16 protein-coding genes are annotated in these 21,563 nt (G+C 70.8%); 11 read left to right on the top strand and 5 right to left on the bottom strand.

Annotation, left to right across the window (positions count from 1 at the left end; genetic code table 11):
* Positions 1 to 29: 29 nt before the first annotated feature.
* Positions 30 to 920: a sugar phosphate isomerase/epimerase family protein gene (locus BJY18_RS14045; protein ID WP_184780405.1), complete on the bottom strand. Its 891-nt coding sequence runs from the start codon at positions 918 to 920 to the stop codon at positions 30 to 32.
* Between the two features lie 133 nt (positions 921 to 1,053).
* Here BJY18_RS14045 and BJY18_RS14040 point away from each other — a divergent pair, with 133 nt between their 5' ends.
* From BJY18_RS14040 to BJY18_RS14030, 3 genes are all read left to right on the top strand, one after another.
* A complete protein-coding gene (locus BJY18_RS14040; RefSeq protein WP_184780404.1) occupies positions 1,054 to 2,079 on the top strand; it encodes a LacI family DNA-binding transcriptional regulator in 1,026 nt (341 codons plus the stop codon).
* The gene (locus BJY18_RS14035) at positions 2,076 to 3,077 is read left to right on the top strand and encodes a Gfo/Idh/MocA family protein (protein ID WP_184780403.1); all 1,002 of its coding nucleotides are present in this window, start codon (positions 2,076 to 2,078) and stop codon (positions 3,075 to 3,077) included. The genes BJY18_RS14040 and BJY18_RS14035 overlap by 4 nt, the downstream gene beginning before the upstream one ends.
* A 69-nt stretch (positions 3,078 to 3,146) precedes the next feature.
* Positions 3,147 to 3,653, top strand: a complete 507-nt coding sequence (locus tag BJY18_RS14030) for a GNAT family N-acetyltransferase (RefSeq protein WP_312873840.1) — start codon at positions 3,147 to 3,149, stop codon at positions 3,651 to 3,653.
* 82 nt (positions 3,654 to 3,735) lie between these two features.
* Here the strand turns inward: BJY18_RS14030 and asnB are convergent, their stop codons facing one another.
* Entirely contained in the window at positions 3,736 to 5,577 is a 1,842-nt protein-coding gene (asnB, locus tag BJY18_RS14025; RefSeq protein WP_184780402.1) for an asparagine synthase (glutamine-hydrolyzing), read from the bottom strand.
* Positions 5,578 to 5,981: 404 nt separating this feature from the next.
* On the opposite strand from asnB, the gene kdpF reads away from it, so the two are divergent.
* Genes kdpF through BJY18_RS13995 form a run of 6 tightly spaced genes read left to right on the top strand, consistent with a single transcriptional unit; the run spans position 5,982 to position 13,661 of the window.
* Positions 5,982 to 6,083, top strand: a complete 102-nt coding sequence (gene kdpF / locus BJY18_RS36860; protein WP_184780401.1) for a K(+)-transporting ATPase subunit F — start codon at positions 5,982 to 5,984, stop codon at positions 6,081 to 6,083.
* A gap of 1 nt (position 6,084) precedes the next feature.
* Positions 6,085 to 7,746, top strand: a complete 1,662-nt coding sequence (kdpA, locus tag BJY18_RS14015; RefSeq protein WP_184780400.1) for a potassium-transporting ATPase subunit KdpA — start codon at positions 6,085 to 6,087, stop codon at positions 7,744 to 7,746.
* Positions 7,743 to 9,824, top strand: a complete 2,082-nt coding sequence (kdpB, locus tag BJY18_RS14010) for a potassium-transporting ATPase subunit KdpB (RefSeq protein WP_184780399.1) — start codon at positions 7,743 to 7,745, stop codon at positions 9,822 to 9,824. The genes kdpA and kdpB overlap by 4 nt, the downstream gene beginning before the upstream one ends.
* A gap of 56 nt (positions 9,825 to 9,880) precedes the next feature.
* Positions 9,881 to 10,417 carry a potassium-transporting ATPase subunit C gene (locus BJY18_RS14005; RefSeq protein WP_221459249.1) on the top strand — a complete coding sequence of 179 codons (537 nt, stop codon included), beginning with the start codon at positions 9,881 to 9,883 and terminating at the stop codon, positions 10,415 to 10,417.
* A 5-nt stretch (positions 10,418 to 10,422) separates the two neighbouring features.
* Complete coding sequence (locus tag BJY18_RS14000; RefSeq protein WP_184780397.1) at positions 10,423 to 12,969, top strand: sensor histidine kinase; 2,547 nt, start codon at positions 10,423 to 10,425, stop codon at positions 12,967 to 12,969.
* Entirely contained in the window at positions 12,966 to 13,661 is a 696-nt protein-coding gene (locus tag BJY18_RS13995; protein ID WP_221457715.1) for a response regulator, read from the top strand. The genes BJY18_RS14000 and BJY18_RS13995 overlap by 4 nt, the downstream gene beginning before the upstream one ends.
* 31 nt (positions 13,662 to 13,692) lie before the next feature.
* On the opposite strand, the gene BJY18_RS13990 is transcribed toward BJY18_RS13995, so the two are convergent.
* Positions 13,693 to 14,364 (bottom strand): hypothetical protein, encoded by a 672-nt coding sequence (locus tag BJY18_RS13990; protein ID WP_184780396.1) that lies wholly within the window; start codon positions 14,362 to 14,364, stop codon positions 13,693 to 13,695.
* Positions 14,365 to 14,571: 207 nt separating this feature from the next.
* Here BJY18_RS13990 and BJY18_RS13985 point away from each other — a divergent pair, with 207 nt between their 5' ends.
* Complete coding sequence (locus BJY18_RS13985) at positions 14,572 to 14,868, top strand: acylphosphatase (RefSeq protein WP_184780395.1); 297 nt, start codon at positions 14,572 to 14,574, stop codon at positions 14,866 to 14,868.
* Positions 14,869 to 15,068: 200 nt separating this feature from the next.
* Positions 15,069 to 18,674, top strand: a complete 3,606-nt coding sequence (gene smc, locus BJY18_RS13980) for a chromosome segregation protein SMC (protein WP_184780394.1) — start codon at positions 15,069 to 15,071, stop codon at positions 18,672 to 18,674.
* A gap of 44 nt (positions 18,675 to 18,718) precedes the next feature.
* On the opposite strand, the gene BJY18_RS13975 is transcribed toward smc, so the two are convergent.
* On the bottom strand, positions 18,719 to 20,284 hold the full coding sequence (locus BJY18_RS13975) for a sodium:solute symporter (protein ID WP_184780393.1): 1,566 nt from the start codon (positions 20,282 to 20,284) through the stop codon (positions 18,719 to 18,721).
* A gap of 10 nt (positions 20,285 to 20,294) precedes the next feature.
* Positions 20,295 to 21,500 (bottom strand): anhydro-N-acetylmuramic acid kinase, encoded by a 1,206-nt coding sequence (locus BJY18_RS13970; RefSeq protein ID WP_184780392.1) that lies wholly within the window; start codon positions 21,498 to 21,500, stop codon positions 20,295 to 20,297.
* Positions 21,501 to 21,563 lie beyond the last annotated feature (63 nt).

The raw sequence follows: 21,563 nt of genomic DNA, 5'->3' as shown, positions 1-21,563 counted from the left end.
CGTCGTCTCTCCTCGCTCGTGTTTCTCCCTCAGCCGGCCAGCCGGCCGGCGATCCCGGTGAGACAGGCGAGGCTCACGGCCACGTCCCGTCCCGGCCGGTCCACGGGACTGTCTTCCCCGAGCGCAGTGTCCTGCTCCAGTACATACCAGCCGTCGTAACCGGCTTCGGCGACGAAGCGGACCATCGCCTCGATGTCCACGTCGCCTTCACCGAGCGGAACGTACAGGCCCCTGCCCACCGCTTCGGTGTAGGGCAGCTCGCCTGCCCGCACCGCGGCGGCGAGATCGCCGCGCACGTCCTTGAGGTGCAGATGCCCCACCCGTGACGGATGCCTGCGTGCCAAAGCGACCGGGTCGGTGCCGCCGATCAGCAGGTGCCCGGTGTCCAGACACAGCGGCAGATCGCTGTCGGCGAGGAACCGCTCCACCTCGGCCTCGGTCTCCACGTGCGTGCCGACATGCGGATGCAGCACGGTCTTCAACCCGTGCCGCGCCGCCAGATCCCGGATCCGGCCCGCCGTGGTGACCACAGTGGACCATTCGGCAGCACTGAGCGCGGGCCGTTCGTCGTAGCCGTCCAGCCCGGTCGCGGCGGCGAGCACGAGCACCTCCGCCCCGCAGGCGGCGAACAGTGCCGTGGAAGCCTCGGCTTCGGCGATCGCGGCCTCCGGGTTCTCGTGCAGCGCCACGGCCAGGAAACCGCCGACCAGCCGCAGCCGGTACCCGGCGAGCAGGGCGTTGAGTTCACCCGGGTCGCGCGGCAGGTACCCGGGCGGGCCCAGTTCCGTCGCGGTGATGCCCAGCCCGGCCATCTCGCCGAGCACGGCCGGCGCGTCGAGCACCCGGCCCCAGCCGGGCACCTCGCACACGCCCCAGGAAATCGGTGCGGCCGCCACGCGGATCTTCGGCACTGCTGTCATGGATCCCTCTCCGCCACACGGGGTCAGTCGGGCCGGCGCTTGATTAGAGCGCTCCAAGCTTGTAGCGTCCGGCGAATCGGGTCAAGGGCCGGTTTCCAGTCCGTGACCCAGTGATCCGCCGGGAGGCCGCGGCATGGGCAGACCCACCATGGAGGACGTCGCCGCGCGTGCCGGCGTCTCCCGCGCGCTGGTGTCGCTGGTGATGCGCGATTCGCCGAAGGTCTCACCGGGGCGGCGCACCGCGGTCCGCAAAGCCGCGGCGGAGCTGGGGTATTCGCCGCACGTGATGGCGCGTTCGCTGGCCAGCCGTACGTCCACTGTGGTCGCGGTGATGGTCAGCGACCTGCGCAACGCGTTCTTCGCGGACGTGGTCGAGGGCCTGGACGCGGCCGCGCGGGCGGCCGGGTTCGAACTCGTTCTCAACACCGGCGGCCGGATGCCTTCGCGCGAGCGGAACGCTCTGCACAGCCTGCTTTCCTTCCGCCCGGCGGGGATCGTGCTGCTGTCTCCGGTGGTGCCGGCCTCCGCCATCGAAGCCGCCGCACGGCAGTGCCCGGTCGTGCTGGTCTCGCGCACCTCCCGCTCCAGCGGGGTGGACACGGTGAACGACGACGGAGAGGCGGGCTCGGCGCTGGCCGTGGACCACCTGGTACGCCTGGGACACCGCCGAATCGCGCATCTGGACGGCGGGGGAGCGGCCGGTGCGTCCGCTCGCCGCCGGGGGTTCCGGCGGGCGATGCGCGGGCACGGGCTCGTCCCGGTCGTGGTGCGCAGCGAGCACACCGACACCGCGGGGGAGAAGGCGGTACGGGAATTGCTGTCCCGTGGCGACCGGTCCGCCCTGCCGACGGCTGTGGTGGCGGGCAACGATTTCAACGCGGTCGGGGCAATCTCCGCGTTGGAGGAGAACGGTCTGCGGGTGCCGGAGGACGTGTCCGTGGTCGGCTACGACAACACATCGCTGGCATCGCTACGGCATCTCTGTCTGACCACAGTGGACCAACCGCGGATCGAGATGGGCAGGCTCGCGCTCGAGACACTGCTGGAACGCGTGCGCGGCGAGCGGTCCGAACCGGTCCGGCATCTGCTGCACCCGTCGCTGGTGGTCCGGAACACCACGGCGAGTCACCGGGAAGACGATCGGAAGGGACGGCGATGAGGCTGGGACTGGCGGGCATCGGAAGGATCGGCGCGGCGCACGCGGAGACGCTCAACGGCTTCACCGAGGTCTCCTCGGTGGTGCTGGCCGACGTCGACAGCGCGCGGGCACGGGCGACCGCGGACAGGCTCGGGGTGACGGCGGTCGACGGTCTCGACGCGTTGTTCGGCGCCGGTCTCGACGGGCTGGTCGTCACCGCGGCGACCGACGCGCACCCGGAGCTGATCATCCGCGCGGTCGACGCCGGGATCCCGGTGTTCTGCGAGAAGCCGGTGGCTGCCGACATTCCTGGCACGCTCGCGGTGATCGACCGGATCGAGGGCTCGGGCGTGCCGGTGCAGATCGGCTTCCAGCGGCGGTTCGACGCCGGGTACCAGGCTGCGCGGGCCGCGGTGGACAGCGGTGCGCTCGGCTGGCTGCACTCGGTGCGGGCGACCACTTTGGACCCGGCGCCGCCGCCCGCGGAGTACGTCGCCCATTCCGGCGGCCTGTTCCGCGACTGCGGGGTACACGACTTCGACATCATCCGCTGGGTCACCGGACGGGAGGTGGAGGAGGTCTACGCGGTGGGGCGCAACAAAGGCGCGCCGTTCTTCAGCGAAGCCGGCGACGTGGACACGGCGGCGGCCACCCTGACCCTTGACGACGGCACTCTCGCCACAGTCTCGTTGACGCGCTACAACGGCGCCGGTTACGACGTGCGTTTCGAGGCACTGGGCTCGGACGGTAACGCTGTGGTGGGACTTGACGACCGGGCGCCACTGCACACTGTCGAACCGGAAGCGACGCCGTTGCCCGGTCCGCCGTATCCCGGCTTCATGGAGCGGTTCCGTCCCGCCTACGCCGCGGAGCTGAAGGTTTTCCTCGACGTCGCGGCGGGGAAACGGCCGAGCCCGGCCGGTGCCGTGGACGCGCTCGAGGCGTTCCGCGTCGCCGAGGCCTGCGAAGTCTCCCGCCGGGAGCAGCGGCCGGTGCCACTGACCGAGATTCCGGCCTGATCGCCTGCGGCGATGGTAAGCGGGATTACCGGCTAGCGCCGGGGACCGCGCTGTGCCAAGCTGCAGGGCGTGCCTGGAGCCGGAGAGTCCGACATCGTGCTGATCCCGCTCGACGAGCCGGGTCTGGCACGGCTCGCGGACACCGCGGTCGCCGATGCCCTGCCGCTCGAGGTGATGCCCGCGGCCGACGATCCGCAGGGCTGGACCGAGGAGCTGCGCGAGGCGTTCCTCGCCTTCCACCGCCGCCGGTCGCTCGATCCGGAGACGGCCATCGAAAGCACCTGGGTGATCGAGGTCGCCGGCCACGCGGCCGGGGCGGCCCGGCTGCGGCCGGTGTCCGGTGCCTCGGCAGTGGAAGTCGAGGCGGGGGTGTGGCTCGCCCGCTCGATCCGCGGTCACGGCATCGGCCGGCGGGTGGCCGAGGCGCTGCTCGAATCGGCCCGCGACGGCGGAGCGGTCCGCTTCATCGTCGCGACGACCACAGTGGACAACGCCGCGGCCCGCAGGCTGATCAGCGGCACGGGCGCGGACCTCGACGTACGCGGTGCCAGCGTGGACGGCCGCCTGGAGTTGTGAGCATCCGGCACGAAAGTGCCGGGGTGGCCCGGGAAATTCCGGCAACCACCCCGGCACTCTGTCGTTCACTCCACGGACCTGCTCAGTCCAGCTGCAGTTCCGGGGAGTACATGTCGAACCAGTGGTACAGGTCGATCGCCCGGTCCAGGCCGGTGCGCTGCCTGCTGTCGATCGCCCCGCTGTCCACTTCGGACACCTTCTGCAGCCAGTTCCGGTCGACCACGGAGAACACCGGGTGGTCGCGCTCGGCCAGGACCTCCTTCGCCTGCACCTGGAGGGTGGCCGCGTAGTTCGGGTCCTGAGTGGAGGGATACGGGCTCTTCACCCGGTCCCGCACCGAGGCCGGCAGCACATGCTTCGTCGCGTGCCGCAGCAGGCTCTTCTCCCGGTTGTCGAACGTCTTCAGCGCCCACGGGGCGTTGTAGACGTACTCCACGAGCCGGTGGTCGCAGAAGGGCACCCGCACTTCCAGGCCGACCGCCATCGACATGCGGTCCTTGCGGTCGAGCAGCTGGCGCACGAACCGGGTCAGGTGCAGGTTCGAGATGACGCGCATGCGCGCTTCCTTGCCCGATTCCCCGTCCAGCCGGTCGACCTGGCCGACCGCGGTGCGGTACTGGTCGGCCACATAGGCGTCCAGGTTCAGCTTGCCCGCCAGATCCGGGGTCAGCAGGCCTTCCCGCCGATCCATCAGGTTGTTGCTGAAGGCCAGCCACGGGAAGGTGTCCGCGTTCACCGCGGCCTCGTCGTGGAACCAGCGGTAGCCGCCGAACACCTCGTCCGCCGACTCGCCGGACAGTGCCACTGTGGACTCCGCGCGGATCGCCTTGAACAGCAGGTAGAGCGAGGTGTCCATGTCGCCGAGCCCGGCCGGGATGTCCCGCGACCGCAGGACCGCGCGGCGTACCTCCGGGTCGGTCAGCTCGGCCGGGTTGAGCATCACGTCCTGGTGCGCGGAACCGACCAGCTTCGAGACGTCCCGGATGTAGGGCGAGTCCGGGGTGTCGCGCATCTCGTCCGGCTGGAAGTTCTCCTCCTGCCCGTAGAAGTCCACCGAGAAGGTGCGCAGCTGCTCGCCCTGCTCGGACAGCCGTGCCGCGGCCAGCCCGGTGACCGCGCTGGAGTCCAGGCCGCCGGAGAGCAGCACGCACCGCGGCACGTCTGCGACCAGCTGGCGGTGGACGATGTCGGTCATCAGCTCGCGCACCCTGGCGACGGTCGTCTCCTGGTCGTCGGTGTGCGGACGGGCGTCGAGCTTCCAGTAGGTGCGGGTGTTGATGCCCTCGCGGGTCACGGTGACCACGGTGCCCGGCTGGACCTCGTACATGCCCTTCCACAGCGACCAGCCCGGTTGCTTGGTGAAGGCGAACAGCTCACGCAGGCCGTCCACGTCGATCACCTTGCGGGCCGACGGGTTCGCCAGGATCGCCTTGGGCTCCGAGCCGAACAGCACGCCGTCGCGCGTGGGGTAGTAGTAGAACGGCTTGATGCCCATCCGGTCGCGGATCATCACGAGCTTCTGGTCCCGCTCGTCCCAGATGGCGAAGGCGTACATGCCGTTGAGGTGGTCCACCACCTCGGTGCCCCACTGCAGGTAGCCGTGCAGCACGACCTCGGTGTCGCTGTCGGTCTCCCAGGTGTGGCCGAGCTTGGTGAGCTCCTCGCGCAGCTCGGTGAAGTTGTAGGCCTCTCCGCTGTAGACCATGGCGACGTCGCCGTTCGGCGTGCGCACGCTCATCGGCTGCCGGCCGCCCGGAAGGTCGATGATGGCCAGCCGGCGATGGCCCAGCGCCACGTTGCGGCGGACCCAGGTGCCCCGGTCGTCCGGGCCCCGGCAGGCCATGGTCTGGGTCATGGCATCGACGATCTCCTGCCGTCCGGTGAGATCACTGTCGTAGGCCACCCAGCCGGCGATTCCGCACATTCTCCGCCTCCCGAGAATTTTGCTTAGTTGGTACAACTATTTGTTACTCAGGTGTAACACAGTGCTGCGTGAATGTCTGTCCGAATTGCACGCTCCGTCCCTGATCCGCTACTGGGTGTGGTACTTGTCACGGCCCGGTCACGACCCGTCATGAGCTGCCGTTCCGGCGTGGCCGGGGTCACCCGGCGTCAAGGTCCCGTAAACGCGTCGGGCCGACGGCGTCAAGGAGCCGTCAGAAGCGCGGGGGAGGGCCGGGTGCCGGCCGCACAGTGGCCTGGTCCTGACGGCCACCCGATCCGGGTGACCCTTCCTGAGAGGTGCCTCGTGGCGGATTTGCTGTACGCCGTGTTGCTGATCGGCGTTTTCCTGGTGCTCGCCGGTGTCCTGCGCGGGCTGGAGAAGCTGTGAGCGGCGCGGGCACCGTGGCCGACGTGGTCGGCGGCCTGCTGGCGCTGGGCTTGATCGGGTACCTCGTCGTCGCGCTCGTACGGCCGGAGAAGTTCTGAGATGAGTGACGTCGGTGCCGGCCTGATCCAGGTCGGCGTGCTCCTGGCCGCCCTCGCGGTGGTCTACCGGCCGTTCGGCGGCTACCTCGCCAGGGTCTTCTCCGGCGAGAGACACCTGCGGGTCGAGAAGGCCTTCTACCGCCTCGCCGGGGTCGACCCGGACTCGCGGCAGCACTGGAAGACCTACGCCTCCGGGGTGCTCGGTTTCTCCTTCGTTTCCATCGTGGTGCTCTACCTGCTGCAGCGGCTGCAATCGGTGCTGCCGTGGGATTTCGGTCGTGGACCGGTGCCGCCCGCGGTCGCGTTCAACACCGCGGTGAGCTTCGTGACCAACACGAACTGGCAGTCCTACGTCCCCGAGACGACCATGGGTCACTTCGTGCAGATGGCGGGCCTGACGGTGCAGAACTTCCTGTCCGCGGGGGTCGGCCTGGCGGTCGCGATGGCGGTGATCCGCGGGTTCGCCGGTTCGCGCACCGACCGGCTCGGGAACTTCTGGGTGGACCTCACTCGCGCCGTGGTCCGGGTGCTGCTTCCGATGGCGTTCGTGTTCGCCGTCGTGCTGATGGCGCTCGGTGTGGTGCAGAGCCTGCGTTCCGGGGCGCCGGTGGTGAATCCGGACGGCAGCCGCGCCACGATCCCACTCGCGCCTGCCGCGAGCCAGGAGGCGATCAAGGAACTCGGCACAAACGGCGGCGGCGTCTTCAACGCCAATTCCGCGCACCCGCTGGAGAATCCGAACGCCTGGACCAACCTGGTGGAGATCTTCCTGATCCTGGTCGTCCCGGTGTGCCTGACCCGTGCGTTCGGGCAGCTGGTCGGCAAGCCGCGGCAGGGGCACGTGCTGCTGGGCGTGATGGGGATCCTGTGGGGCGGGATGCTCGCGGTGATCTGGTCGTCGGAAGCGTTGACGCGCAGCCCGGCCGCGCTGGCCGCGGGGGTCGGCCTGGAAGGCAAGGAGCAGCGTTTCGGTCTGAGCCTCACCTCGATCTTCGCGAATTCGACCACCGGGACCTCGACCGGTGCGGTCAACGGCGCGCACGACAGCCTGTCCGGCCTCGGTGGGGGCGGGGCACTGCTGAACATGCTCTTCGGCGAGCTTTCGCCGGGCGGGGTCGGGACCGGGCTCTACAGCATTCTCGTGATGGCCGTGATCGCGATGTTCCTCGCCGGGCTGATGGTCGGGCGCACGCCGGAGTACCTCGGCAAGAAGCTCGGCAAGCGGGAGGTGACCTGCGCGGCGATCGCGATGCTTGCCATGCCGGCCGTGGTGCTGCTCGGCTCCGGCATCGCGCTGCTGCTGCCGGGTACGACCGGCGCACTGGGCAACCCGGGTGCGCACGGTCTTTCGGAGATCCTCTACGGCTACGCCTCGACCGGCAACAACAACGGCAGCGCGTTCGGCGGCCTGACCGCGACGAGCGACTGGTTCCAGGCGTCCTTCTCGGTGGCCATGCTGATCGGCCGGTTCGTGCCGATCATCGCGGTGCTCTGCCTGGCGGGCTCGCTCGCGCGGCAGAAGAAGGTGCCGGAGACCGCGGGCACGCTGCCGACCACCGGACCGCTGTTCGCCGCGATGCTCACCGGCACCGTCGTGCTGGTCGCGGCGCTTACATTCGTCCCGGCTCTCGCGCTGGGACCTATCGCGGAGGCTCTGGCATGACAGTGCTCGAAGAGCGACCGTCCACGAGACGGCAGGAGGACACCGGACGAGTCGGCGCCGGGGTGTTCCGGCCGAAACAGCTGTGGGCGTCGATGCCGGACGCGCTGCGCAAGCTGAATCCCCGTCACCAGCTGAAGAACCCGGTGATGTTCGTGGTGTGGACCGGCTCGCTGCTGACCACCGTCTTCGCGATCACCGATCCGAGCGTGTTCACCATCCTCATCACCGTCTGGCTGTGGTTCACCGTGTTCTTCGCGAACCTGGCCGAGGCGGTGGCCGAGGGGCGGGGCAAGGCGCAGGCCGAGACGTTGCGGCGGACGAAGAAGGAGACCGTGGCGCGGCGGCTCGCCGAGGACGGGTCCGAGGAGCGGGTGCCCGGGGTGGACCTGCGCGTCGGGGACCTCGTGGTGGTCGAGGCGGGGCAGGTGATCCCCGGAGACGGGGACGTGACCGAGGGCATCGCCACCGTCGACGAATCGGCCATCACCGGGGAATCGGCCCCGGTGATCCGGGAGTCCGGCGGTGACCGGTCGGCGGTGACCGGCGGGACCACGGTGCTCAGCGACCGGATCGTGGTGCGGATCGGCACCCGGCCAGGGGAGTCCTTCGTGGACCGGATGATCGCCTTGGTGGAGGGCGCTTCCCGGCAGAAGACGCCGAACGAGATCGCGTTGACCATCCTGCTGGCCACACTCACCATCATCTTCCTGCTCGCGGTCGTGGCGCTGCAGCCGATGGCCGCCTATTCCGGGCGGGAGCAGTCCGTGGTCGTGCTGAGCGCGCTCGTGGTGTGCCTGATCCCGACCACCATCGGCGCGTTGCTGAGCGCGATCGGCATCGCCGGGATGGACCGTCTGGTGCAGCGCAACGTGCTCGCCACGTCCGGGCGCGCGGTGGAGGCGGCGGGCGACGTGTCCACGCTGTTGCTGGACAAGACGGGCACGATCACCTTCGGCAACCGCCGGGCAACCGAACTGATCCCGGTCGGTTCGTCCACTGTGGATGACCTGGCGGGCGCGGCCCGGCTGTCCAGCCTCGCCGACGGTACGCCGGAAGGCCGCAGCATTGTCGAGCTGACCGCGGCGGAGTACGGGCTGCCGCCGGTCGCGGACGACTCGGAGACGGCGGCCGAGTTCGTGCCGTTCACCGCACAGACCCGGATGAGCGGCGTCGAGCTCGGCGATCGCGCGGTCCGCAAGGGGGCGGCTTCCGCGGTGCGCGAGTGGGTACGTGACCGCGGCGGCGAGGTACCGGAGGAGACCGGGCGCGTCGTCGAGGAGATCAGCCAGCAGGGTGGCACGCCCTTGGTGGTCGCCGAGGCGGCCGACGGAAAAGCGTTCGTACGCGGCGTGATCCGGCTCTCCGACGTGGTGAAGCCGGGTATGCGGGAACGGTTCGGCGAACTGCGCGAGATGGGCATCAAAACGGTGATGGTCACCGGCGACAACCCGCTCACCGCACGGGCGATCGCCCGCGACGCGGGCGTCGACGACTTCCTCGCCGAGGCCAAGCCCGAGGACAAGATGGCGTTGATCAGGAAGGAACAGGAGGGTGGCCGGCTGGTCGCGATGACCGGCGACGGCACCAACGACGCGCCCGCGCTCGCGCAGTCCGACGTCGGGGTGGCGATGAACACCGGGACCATGGCGGCCAAGGAGGCAGGCACCATGGTCGACCTCGACTCGAACCCGACCAAACTGATCGAGATCGTGGAGATCGGCAAGCAGCTGCTGATCACCCGGGGCGCGCTGACCACCTTCAGCGTGGCGAACGACCTCGCCAAGTACTTCGCCATCCTGCCGGCCATGTTCACCGGCATCTATGCCCAGCTCGGCGCGCTGAACGTCATGGCACTGGCCACGCCGCGCTCGGCCATCCTGTCCGCGGTGATCTTCAACGCGCTGATCATCGTGGCGCTGATCCCGCTCGCGCTGCGTGGCGTGCGGTACCGGCCCTCGTCGGCGTCCGCGCTGCTGCGGCGCAACCTGCTCGTCTACGGCCTCGGCGGGATCGTCAGCCCGTTCCTCGGGATCTGGGTGATCGACCTGATCGTGCGCCACCTTCCGGGAATCGGGTGAGAACGGTGCGTACTCCGCTGAACCAGGCATGGGCGGGCCTGCGGCTGCTCGTGGCGATGACGATCCTGCTCGGCCTGCTCTACCCGCTCGCGGTGTGGGGGGCCGGGCGGATTCCCGGCCTGCGAGACCACGCCGAGGGCTCCCTCGTCACCCAGGACGGTCGCGTGGCCGGCTCGTCGCTGATCGGCATCGACCCGGTGCCTGCCGATCCGGCGCACGACCCGTGGTTCCACACCCGGCCCTCGGCCGCCCCGGAAGGTGCTTCCGGGGGATCGAACCAGGGCCCGTTCACCCAGGATCTGGTGAAGACGATCACCGAACGGAAGGACCGCGTGGCGGCGAGGGAGGGCGTCGCGCCGTCCCGGGTGCCCGCGGACGCGGTGACCGCGTCGGCCTCCGGACTCGACCCGTCGATCAGCGTCGCCTACGCCGACCTGCAGATCCCGCGCGTGGCCAGGGTCACCGGGTTGCCCGAGGGCGAGGTGCGGCGGCTGGTCGGGGCCACCACCACGGGCGCGGGGATCGGGGTGCCCGGCGTGAACGTGCTCCTGCTCAACCTTGCCGTGCGTTCGGCCGTTCCGGGAGCACACTGAACACCGTGAGCACACCGGACACCCCGAAGCCGCGCCGTGGCGAGCTGCGCATCTACCTCGGCGCGGCTCCGGGCGTCGGCAAGACCTTCGCCATGCTGGGCGAGGCTCGGCGCCGCCGCGACCGCGGTACCGACGTGATCGTGGGCCTGGTCGAGACGCACGACCGCGCGAAGACCGCGGACCTGCTCGACGGGCTGGAGATCGTGCCGCGGCGCACCGTCGTCCATCGCGGGCACGAGTTCGCCGAGCTGGATCTGGCCGCGGTGCTGGCCCGGGCCCCGGAAGTCGCCGTGATCGACGAGTTGGCGCACACCAACGCGCCAGGGCAGCGGCACGAGAAGCGCTGGCAGGACGTGGCCGCGCTGCTCGAGGCCGGGATCGACGTGCTGTCCACGGTCAACGTGCAGCATCTGCAGAGCCTGAACGACGTCGTGGAGCGGATCACCGGCGTCGCCCAGCAGGAGACCGTGCCGGACGAGGTGGTGCGCAGGGCCGGGCAGCTCGAACTCGTGGACATCACGCCGGAGGCGCTGCGGCGGCGGCTCGCGCACGGCAACGTGTACCCGGCCGAGCGGATCGACGCCGCGCTGGCGAACTACTTCCGCCCCGGCAACCTGACCGCGCTGCGCGAGCTGGCGTTGCTCTGGGTGGCCGACCAGGTCGACGTCGCACTCCAGCGGTACCGCGCGGAGCAGCGGATCACCGACACCTGGGAGACGCGCGAACGCGTCGTCGTGTCGGTGACCGGCGGACCGGAGAGCGAGACGCTGATCCGGCGCGCCAGCCGTATCGCGAGCCGGGCCGGAGCCGAACTGCAGGTCGTGCACATCCTGCGGGGGGACGGGCTCGCCGGGCCGGGACCGACCGCGATGGCCCGCTGCCGGACCCTCGCCGAGGACGTCGGCGCCACCTTCCACACCGTCGTCGGCGACGACGTGCCCACCGCGCTGCTCGACTTCGCCCGCGGCGTGAACGCCACCCAGCTGGTGGTCGGCACGTCACGGCGTTCCCGGATGGCGCGGCTGTTCGACGAGGGCATCGGCGCGACCGTGGTGCGGCGGTCCGGGCCGATCGACGTGCACATGGTCACCCACTCCTACGCTGGTGGACGGCTGCGGGCGCGGCTGGGCACGAGTGCGCTGGCGCCGTCTCGGCTCGCGCTCGGATGGGTGCTGGGCGTGCTGCTGCCGCTGGCCGCGACCGGGCTCGGCGTGCTGCTGCGTGACGCGGTGGAGTTTTCCACCGACGTGGTCCTCTACGTGCTCGCGACGGTCGTCGTCGCGTTGGTCGGTGGGCTCGGCCCGGCGCTGCTCGCCGCCGTTTTCGGTGCCGGGCTGCTGAACTTCTTCTTCACCCCACCGCTGTACACGCTGAACGTGCACAGCCCGCAGAACGTGGTCACGCTCGTCGCGATGATCGTCGTCGCCGTGCTGGTGGCGCTGGTCGTCGCGTCCGCCGCACGACGAGGGGCCGCTGCGGCGCGGGCGCGGACCGAGGCGTCGCTGCTGGCGTCGTACGCGCGTACCGTGCTGACGAATCCGCATCCGATCGAACGGCTGCTGGACAAGGTCCGGGAGAACTTCGGGCTGAACTCCGTGACGCTGCTGGAAAAGCGGGACGGTCAGTGGCAGGAGGCCGCGGCGGTGGGGCCCGAACCGTGCGCCGATCCCGACGCGGCCGATGTGGACATCGCGGTGACGGCCGACGTGCACCTGACCTTGCGCGGCCGGGCGCTGCCCGCGGCGGACCGGCGGGTGCTGGAAGCCGTTGCGGGACAGGCGCTTCTCGCGTTGCGCCAGCAGCGGATGGCGGCCGCCGCGGCCGCGGCCGAGCGCAAGGCCGAGGCGACCGAGCTGCGCACCACCCTGTTGTCCGCGGTCGGGCACGACCTGCGTACCCCGCTCACTTCGATCAAGGCGGCGATCGGCAGCCTGCGGGCACCCGACCTGTCACTGTCGCAAGAGGACACCGCGGAGCTGCTGGAGACCGTGGAAGTCTCCGCGGACCGGCTCGCCGGATTGATCGACAACCTGCTGGATTCCTCGCGGTTGGCGACCGGTGCGGTCACCCCGCTCCTGCGCCCGGTGGGCTACGACGAGGTGCTGGCACACGCGTTGTCCACTGTGGACAATTCGGACGGTGTGCTGATCGAGGTGGATCCGCGGCTGCCGTCCGTGCTGGCCGATCCGGGCCTGCTGGAACGGGCGATCGCGAACGTGCTCGACAACGCGCTACGCCACGGCGGCGGGGTGGTTTCCGCGCGGGCGAGCGCGCATTCGGAATTCGTCGAGCTGCGGATCGCCGACCACGGCAGGGGATGGGGCAAAGGTGCCGCGGAGTCGGCGTTCGCGCCGTTCCAGCGGCTCGGCGGCGACCGTGATTCGGTGCCGGGGGTGGGTCTCGGGCTGTCGGTGGTGAAGGGGTTCACCGAGGCGATGGGCGGTACCGTGCGGGCCGAGGACACCCCGGGCGGCGGGCTGACCGTGGTGCTGTCGCTGCCGGCCTGCGCCGGGCGTGCACTCGTGGGTGTGGAGGAGGGCGTCGTCCGATGAACGCCGAGGTGGCGACCGTGCTGGTCGTCGACGACGAACCGCAGATCGTGCGGGCCCTGCGGATCAACCTCAACGCCCGCGGGTACCGGGTGATCACCGCGCACGACGGCACGGCGGCGCTGAAGGCGGTCGCCGAGACCAAACCCGATGTGGTGGTGCTGGACCTCGGCCTGCCGGACCTGGACGGCACCGAGGTGATCGAGGGTCTGCGTGGCTGGACCACGGTGCCGATCATCGTGCTGTCCGCGCGCGGCGACTCCGCGGACAAGGTGCGCGCGCTCGACGCGGGTGCCGACGACTACGTGACCAAACCGTTCGGCATGGACGAACTGCTGGCCCGATTACGGGCAGCGGTCCGGCGTTCGGCGGTGGCCGGGCCGGACGACGCGGAGGCGTTCGTGGACACCGGCTCGTTCACGGTCGACCTGGCGGCGAAGCGGGTCCGCCGCGACGGCCGTGAGGTGCACCTGACCAGAACCGAGTGGGGCGTACTGGAAATGCTGGTGCGCAACCGCGGCCGGCTGGTCGCGCAGAAGCAGCTCCTGCACGGCGTGTGGGGCCCGTCGTACGAGACCGAATCGCACTACCTGCGGGTGTATCTCGCGCAGCTGCGGCGGAAACTCGAACCGGAACCGTCCCGCCCGCGCCATCTGCTCACCGAACCCGGCATGGGCTACCGCTTCGAACTCTGAAGCCTCGGCACGGAATCCGGCAAGGAAAGGCTCAGCGCGACGACGGCTCGCTCGGCGGGGTGTCCGAAGTGGATGGTTTCGAGCTGTCGCTGGTCGGCTCGCCGCTCGAGGAACCGCCGCCGCCACTGCTGCTCGTGGGCGGGTCCGTGGGGTCGCTGGAACTCGGCGGGTCGTCGCTCGTGGGCGGGGTGGTCGGGGTGGTCGACGTGTCCGGCGGTGGGGTGTCCGGCGGCGTGGTGTGCGTGGTCGGCGGGTCGCTGCGCGGCGTGGTCGTCGGCTGGCCGATGGGACCGCCACCCGGCGGGTTGCCCGGCGGCGGCACGCCGACGCTGGTGGTCGGCACCCCGTCCGGGCCCACGGACACGACGGTGGTCGGCGTGGCGGGCACCGTCGAGTCGCCGGAGGTCGGCGAACCGGGCGTGCTCGCCGGAGCGCCCGGCACCTGGCCGCCCGGGGTGACCTGGGACGTGCCGGGCAAGGTGCCCTGTCCGGTACGGCCAGGGACGTCGGTGGCGGTGTCGGCGGGGGAACCGGGGCCGGCCAGCTCGGCGACCGCGGCGAAGGCGGTGGCCACCACGAGACCGCTCACACCGAGGATGGCGAGGTTGGACCGGCGGGACCGGCCACGGCCCGGCGGCGGGGCGGTGTTCTTCGGGGCGGCCGGGACGGAGACGCTCGGATCAGGCCCGTCGGGGCGGGACATGCAGGCTCCTCTGAGGTTACGGACGCGGGAAGGTGCCACTGGTTCGGTGCCACCCGGTGCTGTGTCACTCGGTCCGGGCCCCGCACGGCGGGGGATTCGGGGTGCCCGGACGCGGACCCCGGCCGGGAGGCTATCACCGCCGGACGGCAGTTCGCCCGGACGTGCGTCGAGGCTGGTCACGGTCCGCAGTCGGCGGCGTACGGCAGGATGGACCCCGTGAGTGAACAGGAAACGCCCGTCCGGCTGTCCGCCTGGGTGCACGGGCAGGTGCAGGGAGTCGGTTTCCGCTGGTGGACGCGCAGCCGGGCGCTGGAACTCGGCCTGACCGGGTTCGCCCGCAACCTGCCCGACGGCAGGGTCGAGGTCGTGGCGGAGGGTACTCGGGACCACTGTGCGCGGCTGTTGGCGGCGCTGCGGTCACAGACCTCACCCGGACGAGTGGACCGGGTGGTGGAGCGCTGGGCGCCGGCCAAAGGCGGCCTGACGGGGTTCACCGAACGCTGAGCTTCACCGCTACCTCTGCCGCGGGAGTCTGGTGAGCGTGTGACGGAAGGGGCGCACGGGGTTGCCGAGGCGACCCGCTCTGTGCTAAGGCGCGCCCGGGAACCCGGCCTGACGCGATCGCGGGTCCGCCCCGGGTAACCTGTGCGGATCGGAACGCCGGTAGCCAGACCAGTACCCAGCGCCAGAGGGGTCAGCACCACGTGCACCTGAAAAGCTTGACGCTGAAGGGCTTCAAGTCCTTCGCCTCGGCCACCACGCTGCGGTTCGAACCGGGGATCACCTGCGTGGTCGGGCCGAACGGCTCGGGCAAGTCCAACGTCCTGGACGCGCTGCGCTGGGTGATGGGCACCCAGGGCGCCAAGGACCTGCGCGGCGGCAAGATGGAGGACGTCATCTTCGCCGGGACCGCGGGCCGTGCCCCGCTCGGCCGGGCCGAGGTCACGCTCACCATCGACAACGCCGACGGCGCGCTGGCCATCGAGTACAGCGAGGTGTCGATCACCCGCCGGATGTTCCGCGACGGCGCGAGCGAGTACGAGATCAACGGCGACCGCTGCCGGCTGATGGACGTGCAGGAACTGCTGTCGGACTCCGGTATCGGCCGCGAGATGCACGTCATCGTCGGGCAGGGGCAGCTCTCGGCGATCCTGGAGTCGAAGCCCGAGGAGCGCCGCGCGTTCATCGAGGAGGCCGCGGGCGTCCTCAAGCACCGCAAGCGCAAGGAACAGACCCTGCGCAAGCTGAACAACATGCAGGGCAACCTCGACCGGCTCGGCGACCTGACCAGTGAGCTGCGCCGCCAGCTCAAACCGCTGGGCAAACAGGCCGAGATCGCGCGCAAGGCGCAGTCGGTGCAGTCCGAGCTGCGCGACGCCCGGCTGCGGCTGCTCGCGGACGACCTGGTCACCCAGCGCGACGCGATCGCCAGGGAAGAGGCCGACGAGCGCACCGCGCGGCAGCGCCGGTCCGAGGTCGAGCAGGCGCTGGAACTGGTGTCCGCCGAGGAGACCGAGCTGGAGGCCTCGCTGGCCGAGGACGCGCCGCGGCTGCAGATCGCGCAGGAAACCTGGTATAAGCTGTCCGCGCTGGCCGAGCGGTTGCGCGGCACCGTGCGCCTGGCGGTGGAACGCCAGCGCCACCTGTCCGCCGACGTGGAGGCGCCGACCGGCGGCCGGGACCCGGAGGACCTGCTGGCCGAGGCCGAGCAGGTCGCCGAGCGCGAGCAGGAGCTGAACGAGGGTGTGCTCGAGGCCCGGGAGCTGCTCGCCGAAACGGTGCTGCGGCGCGAAGAGCTCGAACAGCGCGTGCAGGCCGCCGAGCGGGCGCACTGGGCCGCGGTCCGGGCGATCGCCGACCGCCGGGAGGGCATGGCGAAGCTGACCGGTCAGGTCGAGGCCGCGCGCAGCAAGAACGGTGCGACCACCGAGGAGATCGACCGGCTCACGGTGTCGCTCGAGGAAGCCACCGAACGGGCCGAGATCGCCGTCGAGGAGCTGGAGGAGGAGAAGGCCTCCGGTGGTGTCGAGGATTCCGGCGACGACGAGTTGCGTGAGCGCCACGACCGCGCGGTCGAGGCCAACAACGCCGCCAAAGCCCGGGTCGAAGAGCTGGTCAAGGCCGAGCGTGGCGCGGAGCGTGACATCGCGTCGGAGAAGGCGCGCGTCGAGGCGTTGTCGATGGGGCTCAAGCGCAAGGACGGCGCGGGCGCACTGCTCGGCGCGTCCGCGGAGCTGCCCGGCCTGCTCGGTTCGGTGGCTGCGCTGCTCACCGTCGAGCCGGGCCACGAGGTCGCGCTCGCCGCGGCACTCGGCCCGGTGGCCGACGCGATCGCGGTGTCCGGGGGAGAACAGGCGCTGTCGGCGCTGAAGTACTTGAAGGACACCGATTCCGGCCGAGCCGGGATCGTGCTCGGCACTGGTTCGTCCACTATGGACACCACCGACTGGCCGGTGCTGCCCGGCGGCGCGCGGTGGGCCCGCGAGGTGGTGCGGGCGCCGGAGCAGCTGCGGCCGGCGGTGGAACGGGCGCTGGAACGGCTCGCGCTGGTTCCGGACCTGGACACCGCACGGCAGCTGGTGGCCGCGCATCCGGAAGTCCGGGCGGTCACCGGGGAAGGCGACGTGTTCGGCGCGCACTGGGTGGCCGGTGGTTCGGCCGCGCGGGAAAGCGTGATCGAGGTCCAGGCCGCGGTCGACGAGGCGCGGGAGCGGCTGCGCACCGCCGAGCGGTCGCTGGAGCGGTACTCCGCCGAGCTGGAAGGCGCGCGCGCCGAGCAGCAGGCCCGCCGTGACGAGGTCGGCCAGGCCAAGGAGTCGCTGAGCGAGGCGAAGGTCCGCAAGGCCCGGTCCTCGGAGCGGCTCAACCGGCTGGAGCAGGTCGCCCGGTCCGGCCGCGCCGAGGTGGAGCGGCTGACCACGCAGCGCGCGCAGGTCGAGCAGAGCCGGGAGCAGGCCCTCGAGCAGCTGGCCGAGCTGGAGGAGCGGCTGGCCGCGGTCGCCGAGCAGCCGGTGGAGAACGACCCGGACACCGCGGAGCGCGACGAAGCGGCCGAGCGGCTCGCCGTGGTGCGCCAGGAAGAAGTCGAGGCGCGGCTGGCCCAGCGCACCGCCGAGGAGCGTGCGCGCAGCATCGCCGGGCGGGCCGAGTCGCTGCGCCGCGCGGCGCACACCGAGCAGCAGGCCCGCGAACGGGCCGCGCGTGCCCGGGAATCCCGCCAGCGTGGTGCGGAGATCGCGAACGCGGTGGTCAACGCCGGTGAGTTCGCGCTGGAGCGGATCGAGCATTCGGTGCAGCGCGCGGCGGCCGAGCGGGACGAGGCGCAGGCCCAGCGCCAGACCCGGGAAACCGCGCTGACCGCGGTGCGGGCCAAGGTGCGCGAGCTGTCCGGAGAGCTGGAGAAGCTGACCGACGCGGTGCACCGCGACGAGGTGCTGCGGGCCGAGCAGCGGCTGCGGCTGGAAACCCTGGAAGCCAAGATCGCCGAGGACTTCGGCATCGGGCTCACCGATCTGGTCACCGAGTACGGCCCGGACGTGCCGGTGCCGCCGAGCGCGGGTGAGATGGCCGAGTACGAGGCGGCGAAGGAGCGTGGCGAGGAGGTCACCGCGCCGCCGCCGATGCCCTACGACCGCGCCACCCAGACCCGTCGTGCCAAGCGCGCGGAGAAGGACCTCTCCCTGCTGGGCAAGGTCAACCCGCTGGCGCTGGAGGAGTTCGCGGCGCTGGAGGAGCGGTACAAGTTCCTCTCCACCCAGCTCGAGGACCTCAAGGACACCCGCAAGGACCTCGAAGCCGTGATCAGGCAGGTCGACGAGAAGATCCTGGAGGTCTTCACCTCGGCCTACCACGACGTCGCGCGCGAGTTCGAGACGGTGTTCGGGGTGCTGTTCCCCGGCGGCGAGGGCCGGATGGTGCTCACCGAACCGGACGATCTGCTTTCCACCGGCGTCGACGTGGAGGCTCGCCCGCCGGGCAAGAAGGTCAAGCGGCTGTCACTGCTGTCCGGCGGGGAGAAGTCGCTGGTCGCGGTGGGCATGCTGGTGGCCATCTTCCGGGCCCGCCCGTCGCCGTTCTACGTGATGGACGAGGTCGAGGCGGCGCTGGACGACACCAACATGCGCCGGCTGATCGGGTTGCTCGAGCAGCTGCGGGATTCGTCGCAGCTGATCATCATCACCCACCAGAAGCCGACCATGGAGATCGCCGACGCGCTGTACGGCGTGAGCATGCAGGGCGACGGCATCACCAAGGTCATCTCCCAGCGCTTGCGCACCACCGAAGAGGAACCGGTCCCGGTCTCCTCGTGAGTGCGGAGGCCGGTTCTCACCGGCCCCCGACTCCCCGAGTGACGTCAGATGGTGGCCTCCTGCGGCTCTTCCACTTCCGCGAGTTTCGGGTCCGCGCCGCGGTGGCGCAGGGCGAGCAGGCCGCCCACGACCAGCGTGATCAGCACGCCGGCGAAGGTGTACCAGTAGGTCGCCAGCGGGACGAGTGTCTTCGTCGCGGAACCGAACTGCAGGTGCACCGCCGTGGTTTCCTTGTCGAACTTGACGAACAGGATCAGGAACGCCATGCCCACCACGGAACAGGCGAACCCGATCACCGCGTCGGACTGGCGGGCCTTGCGGATCAGCAGTCCGAGGAAGAACGAGCCGAGCAGGGCACCGTAGGTGTAGCCGACGATGCCGAGCCCCTGCTGGATCACCGGGTCCTTGGAGTTGGTGAACAGCGAGGCGAAGATCGCGAACACGACGGCCCAGATCAGTGTCCACATGCGACCGTGACGCAGCAGCTTGGAATCCTCGATCGCACGGTGCGTGAACCGCTGGTAGAGGTCGGCGATCGTGGACGTGGACAGGGCGTTCAGCGCGGAGGCCAGCGCACCCATGGTCGAGGCCAGGATGCCCGCGATGAGCAGCCCCGCCAGTCCGACCGGCAGATCGTTCACGATGAAGTTGGAGAACACGTCGTCGGGGGGCATCGTGCCGTTCGCGACGGCGGTCGCGGTGGCGCCGTTCTTGCCGCCGGTGAACACCCACAGCATCGCGCCGACCACGAGGAACAGCGCGAACTGCACGAACACCACGATGGACGAGCCGATCAGCGCGCGCTGGCCGTCGCGCAGGCTCCTGCACGACAGCAGCCTTCCGACGATCAGCTGGTCGGCGCCGTGCGAGGCCATTGACAGGAAGGCACCGCCGACCACCGCGCCGATGAAGGCGTACGGGCTGGTCACGATGTTGGACGCGAAGTCGGTGAGCTGGAAGCGGCCCTGGTCGGCCGCGGTGCCGATCCAGCCGTCCGGCAGCTTGGTGGACAGGAAGATCACCGCGCCGATCGCCCCGAGGATGTAGAGCGACCACTGGATCACGTCCACCCAGATCACCGACTTGATGCCGCCGACGAACGCGTAGATCAGCGTCAGCGCGGTCAGCAGCACCACGATGTGCCAGTAGGCGGTGTGGATGCCGTAGTGGTCGAGGATCGCCTTGATCGGGATCGCGCCCGCGAACAGCCGCAGGCCCTCGGCCAGCAGCCGGGTCACCACGAAGGTGACCGACGCGGTGCCCTGCAGCCCGCGGCCGAACCGGCGGCCGAGGAACTCGTAGGCACTCACGTAGTTCCCGCGGAAGTAGCGCGGCAGCAGCACGAAGGCGGCGATCACCCGGCCGATGATGTAGCCGAAGGCCACCTCGAGGAACAGGAACGCACTGCCGAAGACCAGGCCGGGCGTGGAGATGACGGTGAGCGTGGACGTCTCGGTGGCCACGACCGACAGCGTCACCGCCCACCAGGGCATGCTGCGTTCACCGACGAAGTAGTCGTTCGCGGACTTCTGTCTGCGGCCGACCAGTACGCCGATGACCGGCATCGCCGCGAGGTACACGATGACGATCACCAGATCGACGGGGTTCATGGGCTTTCTCCTACCGTGATGCGCCGGTTTCCGCGACCCGGAGCCGGGTCACGGCGCCCCCCAGTGGGGCCGGAAGAGACAGGGGGTGGCGGCCCGGCGTGAGTGCGCCGAGCAGCCGCGGGCCGCGGGCGCCGGTGGCCGAGGGCAGGGTCGCCGGGACCCCGCACCAGCTCAACCAGCCGAGCAACGCGGTGAGGTAGGCCTCCTTGCCCGCGCCGGGCAGGCCGAGGTCGTCACTCGTGCACAGCGATCCGGCGGGCAGGTGCCGGGCCAGCGCGGCCATCAGGGCCGGATTGGCCACACCGCCGCCGGACGTCACGACGGTCGCCGCGCCGCGGCGGCGGCATTCCGCCGCGACGGTGACCGCGGTCAGTTCGGTGAGGGTGGCCAGCAGGTCCTCGCCGTCCAGCGGCGGCAGGCCGGCCAGCGCGGTGTCGAGGTAGCCGCCGTGGAAATGTTCCTTGCCGGTGGATTTCGGTGGAGCGGCGGCGAAGTACGGGTCGGTCAGCAGCCGGTCGAGCAGGTCCATCCGCACCGAGCCGGCGAGTGCGAGCCGCCCGTCCACGTCGGCGTGCCGTTCGCCGCCGGTCACCCGGGCGGCGGCGAGGTCGAGCAGTGCGTTCGCCGGTCCGGTGTCGTAGGCGAGGACCGCGTCGCCCTCGGTGACCACGGTGATGTTCGCGATGCCACCCAGGTTCAGCGCCGCCACCGGCCGTCCGGTCTGCTCGGCGAGGCCACGCAGCCACAGTGCGTCGAGGGTGCTCGCCAGCGGGGCACCCTGGCCGCCCGCGGTGATGTCGCGGATGCGCAGGTCGGCGATCACCGGTGCGCCGGTGCGTTCGGCGATCCACGCGGGCTGGCCGAGCTGCAGGGTGCCGAGCGCGGCACCGTTCTCGACCCAGTGGAACACGGTCTGGCCGAGTGAGGAGATGACGTCCACCGGGCCGTGCTCGGCGATCCCGCGCTCCGCGGCTTCGCCGAAGGCCTGCCCGACGCGGGTGTCCAGCATCGTCAGCGCCCCGGCGCTGCTCGGGTGCGGTGGCAGGGCGTCGAGGATCGCGTCCCGCAGCTCGGCGGGGTAGGGCACTTCGAACGTGCCGAGCGGGGCGAGCACCACCGTCTCGTCTTCGGCGTGCAGTTCGGCGACGGCGACGTCGATGCCGTCGGCCGAGGTGCCCGACAGCAGCCCGAGGACGCGGAAGCGGTGGCTGGTCATCCGGAGTGGTCTAGTCCGGCAGCCGCGCCGGCGCAAGCGACTTCGTGAAGTCTTGGCCCAATC

It is taken from the genome of Amycolatopsis jiangsuensis, from assembly GCF_014204865.1.
GTDB classification, from domain to species: domain Bacteria; phylum Actinomycetota; class Actinomycetes; order Mycobacteriales; family Pseudonocardiaceae; genus Amycolatopsis; species Amycolatopsis jiangsuensis.
Note: the sequence above shows the minus strand (reverse complement) of the source record. Positions and strands in the feature narration are given on the sequence as shown.